Below are 14,661 nucleotides of genomic sequence, written 5' to 3'. Positions count from 1 at the left end.
GTGTCAGGAGGCGTCCGGGTCCCGGTTCGGATACAGCTCGTCGGCGACATTCCAGCGCCGACACCGCCACAGCCCCCAGCTGCAATACGCGCGCGGATGCCACGGCTCCCCGTCCTCGACGTCCGGCACGACGATGTCGCGGAATGCCTGGCGGATCGGTGGGCGGTACATCGCCTCACGCCCACCTGGAGGGACCGACCACCGCACCCCGAGACGCGCGGCAAGTACGTCCTCAAGCGCCGCACGGTGAGCGACCGCGGCCATCTGCATAACGGGCTTGCGGAGGCTGTCGTGGTCGACCGGCCACCACTGCCGGTCCTCGTCGGCAACACCGTCGGCGCCGATGAAGATGTGGTCGTGCAGCCGGGCCAGGTCCGCGGTCGGCTCATAGTCGGGGTGCCGACCCAGCATGTACTCGTGCGGGACACGCGTGATGCAGAGCTGGCCGGGCAGGTACTTGCCGACCGAGGCCCGGCCGGGGCGCGGGTGGTGGGGGCCGACTTTGAGGTAGCCGCCCTCGCGGCACAGCGTGTCCAGCGCGGCGGCGACCCCGGCCTCGCGGGCGGCCAGGATCGCCTCGATCACCTCTTCGGCGACCTCAGGGTGGCCGAGCAGGTAGCCCTGGCCCGCAGTGCGATCCCCGCCGAGGACGCGCAGCGCCTGGTCGTAGTACACGCACACGCTGACCGGGGTCTCCCAGCAGAAGTCGACCGCCGACCGGGGCGGCTGTTCGACCGCCGGATCGAACAGCGGCCGATACGCCGGCCGCGGCGGCGTAGCCGGGCGCTTCACTCGAGCCACCGGCATCACCGCACCCCCAACCCTGACCGCTCGTCGCCTCTGCGACCACGGTAGCGCCGGGTACCGACAGCCGGGGCCGACAGGCGGGGGGCCGACACGAAGCTGTCACAGCGTCTGGCCACCGACCCGGAGGTCGCCCTGGTCATCGACACGTGCGACCTCAACACCGGGACGGTCCTGCAAGTCACCGCCTCCGGCGTCGCGGAGGTCGTCGCGATGGACCGGCAACGGGCGACCCGCAAGCTCACCCGCTATCTCGGCTCAGACATCGACACCTGGTCCGAGCGGTTCCGAGGCGCGCTCACCGACCCAGGCGCCCGCCTGGCGAAGCTGATCCCCCGCCGTCGGCCTCGGATCATCGATCAGAGCTTCCGCTGATAGGTGACGGGCCCGGGACGACGGGCGGGAACCGACTACCAGGTGAAGCCGCTTGAAGCCGCTTCCGTCGTCCAGATTGCGAGCGGCTGCGAGATGCCCGAACGCGGCGGTGCAGGGGTGGGTCCGCCCCTGCGCGGTGAAACCAGACGAGGAGCCCAGATCCACACTCGGCGGCGGCTTCGGGACCCGATGTGGCGGACTGGTCAGTCGGCTTCGTCGGCCGCCGGCGGTGTGTGGCGCTGTTCAGTGCGCCGGGCGAGATCGCTATGCACGGCCTCGGTGTAGAAGGCCCACCAGAAGTCCGGGGTGGCGAGCTGCTCGTGTGGTAGCGCGGTCGCCTCGCCAGGCTCGCTCGGGGCCGGCTCGAGACGGCGCGCGCGGGAGTCCTGTTCGGAGACGTCGTGCTCCCCGGGACGGCATCGCCGGCCGCGGTTGACGACGGCCCGGACCCGGGACAGGACCGCAGGGAGCCAGCGGGTGTGCCAATCTGCGGACGCCCCGGCGGTGGCGGCCGAGACGTGAGCTTGGGCGTAGGCCACGCGCAACCAGGACAGCTCCACCACCGCGGGCCGGTGGAGCGCCCAGCAATCGGGCAGCTCCTCGCGGGTGACCTCGTACCAGGGCACCAGCACTTCGCCGATCCATTGGGCCAGAATCGGCCACTGGTCGCTCGCCTCGTCGACGCTCAGCGCCGGCCAGTCGATCGGGGGGTGGTTCTCGCTCTCGGCCTCGGCGACCAGATTCCGGATCTGGGCAGTGTGCATCGCGAGCTGTTCGAAGGTCTGTCGCCGCAGCTCGGTCACCGTGGGTTCGAGTTCCTGCTCGACGGCCTCCCGCAGATGGGCATGGCCGGTCTCGAGGTGCTCGACCCGAGCCCGGACCGCCCGCACCAGTCCGGCCAGAGCCGGGGCGGTAGTCGGATCCGGGCTGTCCGGGGGTGGGTTGTAGGGGCCGCCGTCGCGGGCCGTAGCCGGTCCGGGGTGATTCAGCCCGTCGCTCGCACCAGTTGGGCCCGGACCGACTGCGGGGTCGGCCGCCTCGGCGTCGGGCTCGCCGTGGCCGGCGGCGTGGCCCGATGAGTCAGGGTCGACTCCAGTCTGATGTGGGTGCTCGGGTGGTTCGGTCATCGGTGAACAGCCTCTCGTGTGTGCCCGCGGCGCGCGCTCAGGCGGCCTGGCTCGGTCCGTAGTCGGTTCCTGTCTCGTCGGGTGGCGGCGCCAGCTCAACGACCCGGGGGGTATCGGTGGCGCCCGCGCGAGCCGCCGCCGCGCGGCCGCGGCCGCGGTAGCCGGGATGGAACCGGACGATCACCGGTTTCGAGGCCACACCGAGTACGTAGGCGTGCCAGCGCGGCAGGGCGTGGATCAGGTGCCCGGGCGCGACCGGCTCACGGGTCCAGGACCGGCTACGAGTCAGCCGCGGTCGTCCGCCGTCAGTGGCGGCGTGGCTTTCGCTGGTCTGGCGGGCCCACCGCTGCCCACCCAGATACGAGAGCTCTTCGAGGTCGTCTTTCTGCGCGACCCCGGGCAACACGATCCGGGTGGGCAGGTTCGAGAAGATCGTGCGCGCCTTTGGCCTTCCCCAGCGGGTCTCGAGCTGGGCCAGGTCTTGTGCCGCCGCGCACACGGTGATCCCCCAGCCCCGCGAGTCTGCCGCCCAGGTCTCTAGCGGCACCGGGGTGATGTTGGCGATCTCGTCGAGGAACAGTCCCAACCCCGGGTCCAGGCGGCCGCCGGGGCGGGTCGCGGCGAGGCGCTTGGCCGCGGCGAACACCGCCTCGGTCAACGCGGTGATCAGCGGGGCAATCTGCTCGTTGTCCCCGGCCACCACGTACAGAGTGTTGCTCGCCTGCAGGAATCGGGTCAGGTCCAGGCCCTGCCCCGGGCTCGGGCGGCAGGCGCGGGCGACCTCGGCGTGACCCATGAACGCCACCGCTGGTAGCAGGGAAGCGAAGTAACCGGTGCGGGTGTTCGCGGTCGCGGCCAGGTTCGCCTCCAACAACCCGCGCCACCCCTCCGGGACCGCGCGGTCGCGCTGGGCCAGGATCGCGGTCGGCTCGCCCGAATCGGGTTGCTGCGCCCAGGCCATCACCTGGCCCATGTCGCGCCCGGTCAGCGCGGCGGCGAGCAGGTAGCAGCGCAGGATCTCGGCGGCCTTACCGGCCCAGAATTCCGCGTTCTGCGTGCCGGTGGCTCCGCCACCACCGCGGACGAGCGCGCGGGCTCGGGCGTCGGCGATCTCCGGGTCGGTGCAGTCGGCCACCGGGTCCCAGCGAAACGTCGAGGCCAGCCCGCCCAGCTCGGTCGGGTTGAACACGTGCACGTCGCCGACCTGGGCGCGGGTGTCTGCGGTGCGGTCGTAGGGTTCGGTCTTGGTCGAGGTCACATACGCCGCGCCCGGGGCCTGGCAGATCGCCCCGTTCAGCAGGGTCGATTTCCCCGAACCGGGGGGGCCGAGCACGAGCACCCCTTGCGACCAGGGCGAATACACTCGACGGCGCCACATCCATACTGGGCCGGTGACTACTCGGCCCACTGTGATCCCCGCCTGGGCGACCGGCGGGTGCAACCGGGTCCAGCCGGGGACCCCGGCCCGGCGGCACACCGCCCGCCCGCCGGCGGTCACCAGCAGGTCGCGCGGGCCGAGCCAGCCTTCGGTGCCGGCTCGGCGGCGTAGCCGCACCGGATCGCGCTGACACCAGCCCGCCCAGCTCGCGAGCCCGGCGGCGGCGACGCCCAGCACCACCAGCACCACCGTCGTCCACACCACGGTGGCCACGGCCACCGTGGCCATGCCTACCGCAATCCCGACCGCACCCGGCCGAGGGCGGCCGACGGTCGGGTGGGCGTTCGTCGCGCCGCTCACCGGGCACCGCCCTCAGCGATCCGGCGGGTCCGGCCGTGCTCCGCCGTCGCCGGGGTGGCCAGCTCGGTGAGGGCGTCATGTACCGCCTGGGCCTTACGCTTCTCGCAGGTGAAGTAGCGCGCGATCGCGGACACGCTTGGCAGTCCGGTATCGGCCCAGGTCTCCAGATCGCCGGCCGTGACCGCGGACTGGACCCGGGCGACCATGCGCACCACGTTCAGGGTGTCTAGATCCAGCCGGCTCGACCCAGTCTCGGTCGCCTCCACGTAGGCATCGACCAGGAGCTTCGACAAGAACCCGGACACCACCAGCTGCCCGACCAGCGCCACCAGGATCAGCCCCGGCGGGACCAGATGCGCCAGCAACACTGTTGCGCCCTGCCAACGGCCTACCCCCGGCAGCACTGGGAAGGTGTTCAGCGCGACCGTCACCGCGAACAGGCCCGTCTCGATCGCGAACACCTGCCGGCGCTGCGCCGGGGCGGGGAACACGTGCCCCCACTGCGCGGCCAGTGCGGTCACGGCCATGAACACCAGCAGGGGCAGCGAGAAGATCGGCTCCACCAGGTAGGCCAGGGGCGACCCACCGGGCCCGACCAGGGCGTCATGCACACCCACCGAGGTCCACACGATCCCCGCTAGCGCCACCATCTGCAGCACCACCGAGGCGACCACGTTGGTGCGGTGGATCGCCGCCAACCGCGACGCCGGGTCCAAGATCCGGTGCCGGCGCGAGAGCGCGCGGCGATGCCAGATCCGGTCGCGGACCTCCGCGGCCGTCAGCCGCGCCTCCGCACGCTGCTCAACCCGGGCCAGCTGCTGACCCGAGCGGGCGCCAGCCAGCAGCTGCCGACGCTGCGCACCACGAACCCGGCGCGCCGCCGCGGCCTCCCGGCGCCGCTCCCACCACGACAGCCGATCCAGCCACGCCGGGTCACGCTCCAGTTCAGCCACTCCACGGCGGTATGCCAGACGGACCCGCTTGCGGTCCAGCCGCTGCTCGACCCGCTGCTCGGGCCCCGCCAGCGCGGCGCCAGGGGTCGACTCCTCCCCCACGTTCTCGTCGTGCCAGACACTGTCCGCGGCGGACTGGCTGCCCGTACCGGGCAGCGCAATCACGCCCGCCGTCGCGGCAGGAGACTCCTGCGCCGCCGTCCTGGGCGCCGTCGGGTGTAACCACGCGCCCAACGCTCCCGGCGAGGGAGCCGAGCTGTCACGAGTGCGCGTGCCGTCACTGGTGGTGGTCATCGGATCTCCTCCCGACCATGGGTGCTCGATGGCATGAGGCCTGCTGCGACGGCGTCCGTGGCCACCAGCCAGGACCAGGCGCCGCACGACGGACACCCCGTCGGCTCGACCGGCCCCCACGGCTCCGGACTCGCCGCCCACACGGCCGGGCACTCGGTGCAGGCCAACAGCGGAACGGGACCACCGGCGCTCACCAGGCCACCTCCCTCATCCGCGGGCGCTCGGCCCGCAGCTGGAACCGATGCACCCACGCCGACAGCGCGCGGCGCAGCGCATGCGCATCAACGGCAGCCTCCGGGGCCGGGTCCACCTCCGCCGCGCACGCCCGGCACGGTCGTCCCGGCCGCGCGGTCAGCGCCGCAGGCGCCACGACCACCCCGCACACCGCCCGATACCGGCCACTGCCCCGGCCCGCGGCCAGATCGGCATCAGCGATCTCGTGCTCGACCCCGTCACCCTGACCGGTCAACGGCGTGGACCACCCCCGCACAGCCACGACCCGCTGCCCCGCGCCACGCCCCCTCATGACCGCGCCACCGCGGGCGCAGCGGTGAGCTCGCGCGGGCCCCGCCGCGTCACCGCGGCGGTGGTCGGGTCCCCGTCCAAGTCCCGCAACCGGCGGCGGATCCGCAGCTCCTGCCGAACCGCCCACACCAGCCCCGCGGCCACTGGGCCGCCCACAAAGGCGACCCCCAGGACAGCTTCCGCGATAGGGCTGACCGCCCCGGCCAAGCCCGCTCCACCGACCACGCACGCGATCAGATTTGCCTCTCCCTCCCGGGGACCTCGATACCGGGCCGGCAGGGGCTGAGAGATACTACTCATCGGATCGTTCCTCCTGAGTTCCGCAAGTTCCTGGTCGTGCGATCCACCAGGTCCCGGCAGGTGTCTCACCACCTGCCGGGACCGCTCCTCTTAAGAGGCTCGCCCACAAATAGCGCTCTTGTCGGACCGTGGCGCCCGAGTTCTACCGGCGTCGCGGCCCCTGTGGCAGTGGGCGACTGTGCCCCTAAAGCTTGGACCCTCTGAAGTCCGTACGCAACCCACGATTGACTATGCCTTGGAGGGGCGCCATGCTTGTAGGCAATGCCGAGTTGACTACCACTGTCGGCGGGTCGGACACTGAGCAGGCCCACAGGCCAGCCGGAGGGGAACCCGCGATGACCGCCGTCCAGACCCTGATCACTGCAGCGAACACCCAGGAATCCTCGGAACGGCGCAGCTGCCCAGGAGTCCACACCCTGCCCGATCAGCCAGGAGACCGATTCGTGATCACGAAGGACATCACCGACCCGGACGTGCACCAGCGCCTCGCCAAACACGTCGGGCCAGGCGAACACCTCGGCCGCGCTCCAGCCTGGGTGCCGTCAATGCTCCTCGACATGGCCAGCCTGGAAGCGCTGATCGACGCGCACTTCTACAGGCCCGGTGACCAGCTGTTCCGCATGGAACAACTTCCCGCGTACGGCGTGGACTCGGACGGCGACGACTGGCGGCGCTTTCGAGAGGAAGGCGCCATCGAACCGGATTGGTCCCGAAAGCAGGAGTGGTACGAGGTCATCCGCCGTGAGCGAGAAAACGGGCAGGACTCCCGGCGGGTGCGCCGCTTCGGCCCGACGCTGACGGACTACGAGCTCTACCAGTGCCACATGGGCTACCTGTACAACGCCCGGTACGAAGACATCCGAGTGCTCCGCGACGACGAGCACGACGTCCCCGAGCTGTTGGAGATGGACTACTGGATCGTCAACGAACAGCTCGTCGTGCCGATGATCTACGACGGCCACGGCCGCTACGTCGGCGCCGGAGTTCTCCCGCCGGACCGCCTGGAGGAGTTCCGGCATGACCGCGACCTGGCCTGGGAACGCGCGGAGCCCTTCCACCAGTGGTGGGAACGGCATCCGGAGCTGCACCGAGGCCGGGTGGCAGCCTGACGCGGTGCCAACACGTCAGCGGTCGGCCGACGACCCCCGCGACCGGACCTCCGCGCTGCTGTTGGAGATCCGCCAGGGGTACCGCCACCCGGACGGTCGGACGGGGCTGCGGCAAGTTGACGCCGCGGCCCTCTCCGGGCTGACCCAGTCCAAGATCACGCGGGCCGAGCGCGGCCAGTTCACCCTCCATCCCGACGAGGCCGCCCAGTACGGGCACGCCCTGAACGCCACACCGGACCAACGCCGCGAGCTCGTGGAGCTGTGTAGCGCGGTGAAGGCCGACTCCGTGTCCGGACAGACGCGGATCATCCGGCGGGCCGCGGAGATCCAGCGCCGCATCCGCCTCCTGGAGACGCAGTCCCGGGTGATCCGCTCGTGGCAGCCGACAATCGTCCCCGGGCTCCTCCAAACGTGGGAGTACACCGTGGCCCTGGACGAGTGGACCCCCGACGAGGCATGGGCCGTGGAGCGGCGCGGCCGGCTGGCGCTCCTCGACGATCCCGACAAGCGGTTCGAGCAAGTGCTATCCGAGGCTGCCCTTCGCTGGATCGTCGGGTCCCAGAAAGTGATGAACGGGCAGCTCCGGCACCTCGTTGAGCTGTCCGAGCGCCCGAACATCGACGTTGCGATCCTGCCGTTCGGACAGACGATGGTCCCTCCCCCTGAGGGCACCTTCCACCTCTACGACTCCCGCGCCGCTCAGGTCGCTACGGACATCGGGCCGGCGTTCCCCACTGAGCGCCCGGACCTAGACGCATTCGCAGCCACCTTTCGGCGACTCTCTGAGGCCGCGGCCCACGAGGCCGAGGCACGGACGCTGATCGAGCGGGTGGCCCGGGGCCGATAATCGGCCCTTCCGTCGCCCGGCGTTTCCTGTCCTCGGAACGTCACCCAATCCGCGACCAAGGGGTTGCGACGGCCAACCTCAACCTCACGCCTAGCTTCGATACGCCCCCTCTTGCCGCAGGAGGGGGGGACCCAAACCGGCCAGCTGGAACGCCCGGGTCTCGACGGAACCCGGGGTGCGCTGCGGCATCCAACTGCGCAGCACCACCGTCGACGAGCGTCGCGGGTCGGCCACCTCCCGTCGACCGAGCGCACCTCCCACCGGGAGCTGACGCCTGCTGACTCGTAATACGTTACGGGCTTTCAGAGCCCAGCTAGCCAGCAGTGTTTGCGGGGCTCGACGGGTCCTGCAAGCTGTTAGGGCCTGAGAAGCCTAATGGGCTTTCCGGGCTCTAAACGCCCGGTGCATGTTGCGGGCTGGGCACGTGTGCCGGGCTACCGACACCCTGGTAGCGCTGCACACATGCAGTGCGTCGTAAGTGTGACGGGCTTGTCGGGCTCTAAACGCCTGTTGCATGTTGCGGGCTCACCACGTGTGTCGGGCTACCGACGCCCTGGTAGCGCTGCACACATGCAGTGCGTCGTAAGCGTGACGGGCTTGTCGGGCAATATGAACCTCTCGGGCCTGCCACACTGTCAGTACGTTCCATAACTCACGGGCTCACAGAGCATGCGCGACCCGTGACGTACACCGGACCCGCAACGCATGCAAGGCTTGAGAAGCTGAGCACGCACGACACGCCCACAGTGCTAGGTAGACCCGGCGGGCGCCGCTAGCGTTCCGGGCAACGCGGGTTCTACACGCGCCCCACCGAAGTCAACGATGCGAGGAGTACATGACCGCCACGACCGCGGTCGTCCTGTCGGGAAAGGGCGGGACGGCCAAGACCCTGTGGCAGCTCACGATGGCCGGGGAGGCGTCACGCGCCGGCTACCGCACGCTGCTGATCGACATCGACCCTGAGCAGAACATGTCGTACCGCCAAGGCGCCGGGCAGCACGCGACCGGACTCGGGGAGGTCCTGAACGACGCCGGGATCGCGTCGGGGGAGGAGAGCTCGGAGAAGGGCGCAAAGCGGGCGCTCGCCGAGATCCGGCCCGGCGGGTGGGATGGCGTCGACCTGATCCCAGCCGGGGCGAGCCTCCAAGGCTTCTCCCAGGTCGCGATCGCCGACGCCTACCTGTTGCACGACATCCTGGAGGATGCCGAGCTCTACGAGCGCTACGACCTGATCCTGCTCGACACCGGCGGCCGGACCGGAGCGCTCGTCACCCAGGCCATGTACGCCGCCGACGTCGCCTACGCCCCGATTGCACCGACCACGGACGCGATCCGAAAGGCTGGCGAGGCGAAGGAACGAGTCAGGAAGATCCAGCGCTCGCACCAGCTCCGCTGGGCTGGGGTCGTCCTATCCGCGTTCGACGTTCGCACAGGCATCGAAGACGCCATCCGGACCGAAGCCCTGGAGACCTTCGGCGACGAAGTCCGGGCCGAGGTGCCACGCCGCACCGCCGTGAACGAGGCGTTCCAGATTGGCGAGCGCCTCGGCGACCGCAGCGACATCGCCTCCCGCGGTCTCGCCGGGATCTTCCGAGCATTCCTGGAACGTGACCTCATGCAGCGCGACGGGCATCCGATCGGAGTCCTGCGATGAGCCCTACCCCAAAAGGCGATCGGCTCCGGGCGCGGCTGAACCGGCCAGCCCCGGTCGACCCCGACGCCCCTGCCCCCCCAAAGCTCGGACCGGTCGACGTGCCGGACAAGACACCGACCGAGACGCCCACCGCCGCGCCGACGGAACCCGAGCCAGCCCGGACCGCGCCTCAGCCGGCGCGCCGACGCGCCGGCGCGGCCAAGACGGCCGCGCCGAAGCTGAATGCACTGGAGGACCCCGACTGCATCCCGGGCGAGAAGGACTACCGGTCGTTCTACGTCGAAGACTCCGCGTACTTCCGGTTCCGGGCGGCGATTCACTGGACGTCGCGAAACCCCGATGCCGACGACGACGTCCCGGAGAACATGACCGCCGCGATCGAGGACTACATGATCACGGTGGCCGCCGACCTGGAGCAGCGGTTCAACGGCGGCGAGCCGTTCCGGATGCCGCCCGCGACGAAACGCCGCGGCCGCAGCGCACGGCGGCGACGCAACACGAGCCCATGATGTAAGACGAGCCCGAAACGGCGCGAAGCTCCCGCCTCCGGCCCGCAGAAGCGCGGCCGGAGACGGGGACCGTCGCCGGCCATCCCGGTCGGATCCGGCCGATCCGACGGCTGTTGGTCAGACGGCAGGAGTCCGAAGGTTCCAGTTGCCGCCGTTCGTGCAGGCCACTACCGGTCCCGGGCGGCTGACGCCATGGTGGCGGCGCGATGGGCGTAGCCGGCTGGGTCGACGGGTGCGGCGCGGCCGCGCAGGGTGTCGGCATCGGCCAGGATCTGGGCGGCGTCGCGCCGGTGGCTCAGGGGAGTGGTGTGAGCCAGGATCGCGCCGAGGTGCCGGTAGACCAGCAGCACTTGCCCGCGGGGGATTTGCCGGATTTCGCCGGCGCGCAGGATCGGCACCCATTCGGTGCCGACGCTGGTACGGCTCGGGGACAAGATCCCGTCCTGTTGATATTGGGTTCGGACCTGCTGGCGTTGCCCCATCAGGGTGGACAACATTTCGAGGGTGGCCGGGTCGGGGATCCCACCCCACACGCTCAGGGCGGTGGTGTTGCCGATGACGCTACGGGCACCGACTGGTCCGTAGGTTCCCTCCAGCAGCGCCATCGACTGTGCAGCCCAGTGAATCGAGATGCCGTTGCCCGCCACCTGGGACAGCAGGCTCGGTAGCTGCGGGATCGGGGTGGCGTTGGTGAGCTCGTCGAGGACCACCGAGGCAGGCGGGTCGAGCCGTTCATGTGGGTAGTCGCCGGCCAGGGCCTCGGCGGCGAGAATGAATTCCTCGGCCAGCGCGGTCAGTAGCGGTACCGCGGACCGGGTCCGGCGGGATCCGCCGATCACATACAGCGAGCCGTGCTGCCCGATGAACGAGCGCAGGTCGAGCCCGCGGCCGGGCGGGGGACTGCACATCTGGTGCAGTGCCCGGTTGAGCACCCAGGGGCCGACGACCTGCCGGACTCCCATCCACACCCCGCCCGAGGTGTCAACGGCGGGTTAGAAGTGACCCCCTGGCGACGGTTTGGGATTGACCCCTGTGTGCCCGGTTCGTGCTAGTTGTCGCGGTCTTTGGCGAGGAGTTCGCGGCGGGCGCGTGTGCGGTAGGAGTCGCCGGAGAGGGTGAGGACCTCGGCGTGGTGGACGAGGCGGTCGATCATCGCGGCGGCGACGATCTCGTCGCCGAAGACCTCGCCCCAGCGTCCGAAGGGCAGGTTGCTGGTGACCATGACCGAGCCCTGTTCGTAGCGAGAGGCGATGAGCTGGAAGAACAGGTTCGCCGCGTCGTGGTCGAAGGGGATGTAGCCGACCTCGTCGATGATGATCAGCTTGTAGCGGCGGATCTTGCGTAGCTCGGCCTCCAGCTGCCCGGCCTGGTGCGCGGCAGCGAGGCGGGTGATCCAGTTGCCGGCGGTGTTGAAGAGCACCGAGTGCCCGGACTGGGTGGCTTTGACCCCGATCCCGATCGCGAGGTGGGTCTTCCCGATCCCGGGCGGTCCGAGCAGGATCACGTTCTCGGCCTTGGCCACGAACGTGCCGGTCGCCAGATGGGCGAGCAGGTCTCGGCGCAGAGAGGGCAGATGGTCGAGGTTGAACTCCTCCAGCGTTTTCACGGCCGGGAAGTGGGCGGTGCGGATGCGCATGGTGGTGCCGGCGGACTCACGGTCGGCGACCTGGCGCTCCAGGACCGCGGTCAGGTACTCCTCGTGCGACCAGTTCAGGTCGCGGGCCTGGGCGGCGAGGTCGTCCCAGACGCGGGCGATCGTGGGCGTCTTCAACACGCGAGTCAGGTAGGCCAGCTTCGAGCCGAGCTCGGTGCTCACGCCACCGGTCTTCGTGGCTTCCGTGGCTGCTGTCGTGCTGGTCGTCGCGGTCGTCTTCGGGGTGGTCATCTACTGCCCTTCAGCGGTGGCGGTCGGGTCGGGTGCGGGGTCGAAGTTCACGCCGTAGAGCGCGTCGTAATCCGGCAGCGCGCGCAGGGCCACGACGTGCCCATCGGTGTGGGAGCGCGTGTCATGGCGGGCGCGGTCACGGGCGGCGGTGAACGCAGTGCGCAGGGCGCGGGCGGTGGCCCGGTGCTCGGGATCGGTCACCGTGGCGCCGCTGGCCCAGACCCGCTCGTGGGTGGCCGCGATCTGCCCGGCGCAGGTGACCGCGACCAGGGCGGGAGTGGCGATCCAGTCGACGAACCGGCCGATCGCGGCCGGGTTGACCGAGTAGTCGTTGCCGTCGACGCGCACGTAGTAGTCACGCGCCAGCCGAACCCGCCCGGTCAGCCCGACCTGCGGCGCCACCGGCGGCAGGGCGACCATCGCGGCCCGGTCGATCGGCCACCGCGTGGCGGGGGTGGTCCCAATCGAGCGCAGGTGCCGGGCGCCCGCCACCTCGGTCAACCAAGTCTCGATCTGGGCGTTGAAGTCGAACGGCGAGACGAAGCTGCGTCCGGGCAGAAAGGAGGTCTCGAAGTAGCCGTTGCGCCGCTCCACCAGTCCCTTCGACTCCGGGTCCCGTGCCGGGGTGAGCTTGATCCGCACCCCGAGCGTCCCGGCGAACGCAGCTGCCTCGACGCCGGGTCGCCCGGTGCCGCCGATCGCGGCCTCGCGGTCCCAGACCAGCGTGCGGGGACAGCGGCCCCACCCTGCGATGATCTCCCACATCCCGGCCAGGATGTCGCCGGCCTTGCGGGACGGGATCATCACAGCGTCCGTCACCCGGGAGAAGCCGCAGGTCATCGCCAACACCGGCAGGACCCGCGCCCCGCTGGCACCGACCGGGATCGGGACCGGCGGGAACCACAGGTCGCACTGCGCGAGCTCACCGGGGGCGTACTCGATCCGGTCCGCCGGGTCGGGAGGGGCGAACAACGGCCGCAGCTCACGCACCCGGTCCTTGAGGATGGTCAACGAGTGTGTCCAGCCGATCCGCTCGGCGATCACCGTCGCCGGCATCCTCGGATACTCGGCCAGCAGGGCCCGGACCTGCGGCTCCACCTTGTCCACCAACGACCCGCGCGGTCCACGCTCCCGCGAGGGCGGCGCGTCGGCCCGCAACGCCGCCCGCACCGTATTTCGCGCCAGTCCCAGCCGGCGGACGATCTCCTTGATCGGCACGCCCTCGGCGCGGTGCAGACGACGGACCTCAGCCCACTCTTCCAACGTGATCACCCCTCCAGCCTCGATGGAGGGGTCAGTCCCAACCCGTCGCTAGAGGGTCAGTCTCAGCGCGTCGTCGACACGAGGTGCGCGGATCCTCTTGCCGTTCGGCGTTGAGTTCCTCGTAGAGCTGGGTGTGAGCGCCTTGCAGGATCGCCAGCGGGTCCTTGTGGTGCGGGTTGGCCGCCCAGGCCACCAGGTCCTCGACCGGTTTGTTCGCCACTGCGGCGGCGAACAGGTAGGCGCGCAGCACCATGATGGTGTGCTCGCGGAAGAACTCCTCGTTGCCCGAGCTGCTGGCCTTAGCGGCCCGCCCGGCGCTGCCGGAGGTCTCGACGAGGATCCCGGCCCGGCGGTCGGCGACCTCGGCGTCGGTGCAACCGGTCATCGGGGGCCAGTACGCCTGGGCCGGGAAACCTACGGTGCCGGTGGCATCGAGCAGCTGTACCGGGCCAGCCTGCGGGCGGCGGGTCCGCGCCAGCGCGGTGTGCAGAAACAGGTCACGCTGCGATGACGAGCACCACAGCGCGCCCGGTGCGGCCAGAGCCTTGGGGATCTGGTCAGTGGTCGTTTTCCCCGCGCGGGTCGGCGCCAATGCCCCGGTGTGGTTGTCCTGCGCAGCCCAGAGCGGGCCGGCAGGCCCACGCGGCAGCGGCACCCCCAACTCCTCCGGCGGCAGCCCGCGCCGCTCCGTGACCGTCAGACTCGGTCGGGTCTCCCGAGCCCGCTCGCGGGCATTGGTCTCAGACAGCTCGCTGCGTAGCTGTGCTCGGGTCGCGTGCCCGGCCTGGGTCGGTCCCCATCGCCGCCACGCCAGCCCTGCCAGCACCACCACCACGACCGCCGCGGCCGTGATCAGGGCCGCCGCGACCACCAGGAACACCATCGGGGCCTGTTGGAGCACCGCCCACGGCTGCGGGGCCGGGCCACCGACAGGGTCTCCAGCCATGGCCGACACGGTGGCCAGCGCATCGCCAACGGACGGCCACGCCAGGCCGGCACCGACGAGCCAGGACGCCAACGCCAGCGCTGCCATCAGCAGGACCCCGATCCCGGCTACCCCTGCGGCCAGGGCCGTGAACGTCACCCCCAGCACCACCTGTGTATCCAGCGTGTCCCGCGAGTCTGACCTCATCACTGCTCCTCAGTTCGTAAACCATCTCGATCGATCGCCGAGCTTCGGCGGTACTCATCGCGCGACGGCCCCGCCCAGGTCTGAACCGGCCGGCTCGGCCCGGCCGGCAAGTCCGCCCGTCCCGCACCCGAGCTGGCGGGGCGGTA

14 protein-coding genes are annotated in these 14,661 nt (G+C 70.7%); 5 read left to right on the top strand and 9 right to left on the bottom strand.

What is annotated here, in order from left to right:
• Positions 1 to 3 precede the first annotated feature (3 nt).
• A complete protein-coding gene (locus tag JOF36_RS35785) occupies positions 4 to 801 on the bottom strand; it encodes a hypothetical protein (protein WP_210036687.1) in 798 nt (265 codons plus the stop codon).
• Between the two features lie 216 nt (positions 802 to 1,017).
• On the opposite strand from JOF36_RS35785, the gene JOF36_RS35780 reads away from it, so the two are divergent.
• The gene (locus tag JOF36_RS35780; RefSeq protein WP_210036686.1) at positions 1,018 to 1,179 is read left to right on the top strand and encodes a hypothetical protein; all 162 of its coding nucleotides are present in this window, start codon (positions 1,018 to 1,020) and stop codon (positions 1,177 to 1,179) included.
• A 203-nt stretch (positions 1,180 to 1,382) separates the two neighbouring features.
• Here JOF36_RS35780 and JOF36_RS35775 read toward each other — a convergent pair whose 3' ends face one another.
• From JOF36_RS35775 to JOF36_RS35760, 4 genes are all read right to left on the bottom strand, one after another.
• Entirely contained in the window at positions 1,383 to 2,069 is a 687-nt protein-coding gene (locus JOF36_RS35775) for a hypothetical protein (protein WP_210036685.1), read from the bottom strand.
• Positions 2,070 to 2,343: 274 nt separating this feature from the next.
• Positions 2,344 to 3,972, bottom strand: coding sequence for a type IV secretory system conjugative DNA transfer family protein (locus JOF36_RS35770; RefSeq protein WP_210036684.1), 1,629 nt, complete (start codon positions 3,970 to 3,972; stop codon positions 2,344 to 2,346).
• A 68-nt stretch (positions 3,973 to 4,040) separates the two neighbouring features.
• The gene (locus JOF36_RS35765; RefSeq protein ID WP_210036683.1) at positions 4,041 to 5,291 is read right to left on the bottom strand and encodes a hypothetical protein; all 1,251 of its coding nucleotides are present in this window, start codon (positions 5,289 to 5,291) and stop codon (positions 4,041 to 4,043) included.
• A gap of 190 nt (positions 5,292 to 5,481) precedes the next feature.
• Positions 5,482 to 5,787, bottom strand: coding sequence for a hypothetical protein (locus JOF36_RS35760; protein WP_210036682.1), 306 nt, complete (start codon positions 5,785 to 5,787; stop codon positions 5,482 to 5,484).
• A 772-nt stretch (positions 5,788 to 6,559) separates the two neighbouring features.
• Between JOF36_RS35760 and JOF36_RS35755 the strand changes: the two genes are divergently transcribed.
• From JOF36_RS35755 to JOF36_RS35740, 4 genes are all read left to right on the top strand, one after another.
• The gene (locus JOF36_RS35755) at positions 6,560 to 7,225 is read left to right on the top strand and encodes a DUF6879 family protein (RefSeq protein WP_210036681.1); all 666 of its coding nucleotides are present in this window, start codon (positions 6,560 to 6,562) and stop codon (positions 7,223 to 7,225) included.
• The gene (locus JOF36_RS35750; RefSeq protein WP_210036680.1) at positions 7,134 to 8,072 is read left to right on the top strand and encodes a helix-turn-helix domain-containing protein; all 939 of its coding nucleotides are present in this window, start codon (positions 7,134 to 7,136) and stop codon (positions 8,070 to 8,072) included. Before JOF36_RS35755 ends, JOF36_RS35750 begins: the two co-directional genes overlap by 92 nt.
• An 835-nt stretch (positions 8,073 to 8,907) precedes the next feature.
• Positions 8,908 to 9,726, top strand: a complete 819-nt coding sequence (locus JOF36_RS35745) for a ParA family protein (protein ID WP_210036679.1) — start codon at positions 8,908 to 8,910, stop codon at positions 9,724 to 9,726.
• Between the two features lie 98 nt (positions 9,727 to 9,824).
• Positions 9,825 to 10,235, top strand: a complete 411-nt coding sequence (locus JOF36_RS35740; RefSeq protein ID WP_210036678.1) for a hypothetical protein — start codon at positions 9,825 to 9,827, stop codon at positions 10,233 to 10,235.
• Positions 10,236 to 10,402: 167 nt separating this feature from the next.
• Here JOF36_RS35740 and JOF36_RS35735 read toward each other — a convergent pair whose 3' ends face one another.
• The 4 genes from JOF36_RS35735 to JOF36_RS35720 all read right to left on the bottom strand — a co-directional run bounded on the left by JOF36_RS35735 (position 10,403) and on the right by JOF36_RS35720 (position 14,479).
• Positions 10,403 to 11,197, bottom strand: coding sequence for a type IV secretory system conjugative DNA transfer family protein (locus JOF36_RS35735; protein ID WP_210036677.1), 795 nt, complete (start codon positions 11,195 to 11,197; stop codon positions 10,403 to 10,405).
• 86 nt (positions 11,198 to 11,283) lie between these two features.
• A complete protein-coding gene (istB, locus tag JOF36_RS35730) occupies positions 11,284 to 12,120 on the bottom strand; it encodes an IS21-like element helper ATPase IstB (RefSeq protein ID WP_245350810.1) in 837 nt (278 codons plus the stop codon).
• Positions 12,121 to 13,392, bottom strand: coding sequence for an IS21 family transposase (gene istA / locus JOF36_RS35725; RefSeq protein ID WP_210026967.1), 1,272 nt, complete (start codon positions 13,390 to 13,392; stop codon positions 12,121 to 12,123).
• Between the two features lie 22 nt (positions 13,393 to 13,414).
• Entirely contained in the window at positions 13,415 to 14,479 is a 1,065-nt protein-coding gene (locus tag JOF36_RS35720; protein WP_210036676.1) for a type IV secretory system conjugative DNA transfer family protein, read from the bottom strand.
• Between the last annotated feature and the right edge of the window lie 182 nt (positions 14,480 to 14,661).

Source organism: Pseudonocardia parietis (assembly GCF_017876315.1).
GTDB lineage: Bacteria > Actinomycetota > Actinomycetes > Mycobacteriales > Pseudonocardiaceae > Pseudonocardia > Pseudonocardia parietis.
The sequence above is the reverse complement of the archived record's forward strand: the minus strand, read 5'-3'. Positions and strand labels throughout refer to the sequence as shown.

Bases quoted from the DNA above. Each gene is read 5' to 3' on its own strand.
- JOF36_RS35780 (WP_210036686.1), top strand. From the start codon at position 1,018: ATGGACCGGCAACGGGCGACCCGCAAGCTCACCCGCTATCTCGGCTCA.
- JOF36_RS35770 (WP_210036684.1), bottom strand. From the start codon at position 3,972: ATGGCCACGGTGGCCGTGGCCACCGTGGTGTGGACGACGGTGGTGCTG.
- JOF36_RS35765 (WP_210036683.1), bottom strand. From the start codon at position 5,291: ATGACCACCACCAGTGACGGCACGCGCACTCGTGACAGCTCGGCTCCC.
- JOF36_RS35750 (WP_210036680.1), top strand. From the start codon at position 7,134: ATGACCGCGACCTGGCCTGGGAACGCGCGGAGCCCTTCCACCAGTGGT.
- JOF36_RS35745 (WP_210036679.1), top strand. From the start codon at position 8,908: ATGACCGCCACGACCGCGGTCGTCCTGTCGGGAAAGGGCGGGACGGCC.
- JOF36_RS35735 (WP_210036677.1), bottom strand. From the start codon at position 11,197: ATGGGAGTCCGGCAGGTCGTCGGCCCCTGGGTGCTCAACCGGGCACTG.
- istB (WP_245350810.1), bottom strand. From the start codon at position 12,120: ATGACCACCCCGAAGACGACCGCGACGACCAGCACGACAGCAGCCACG.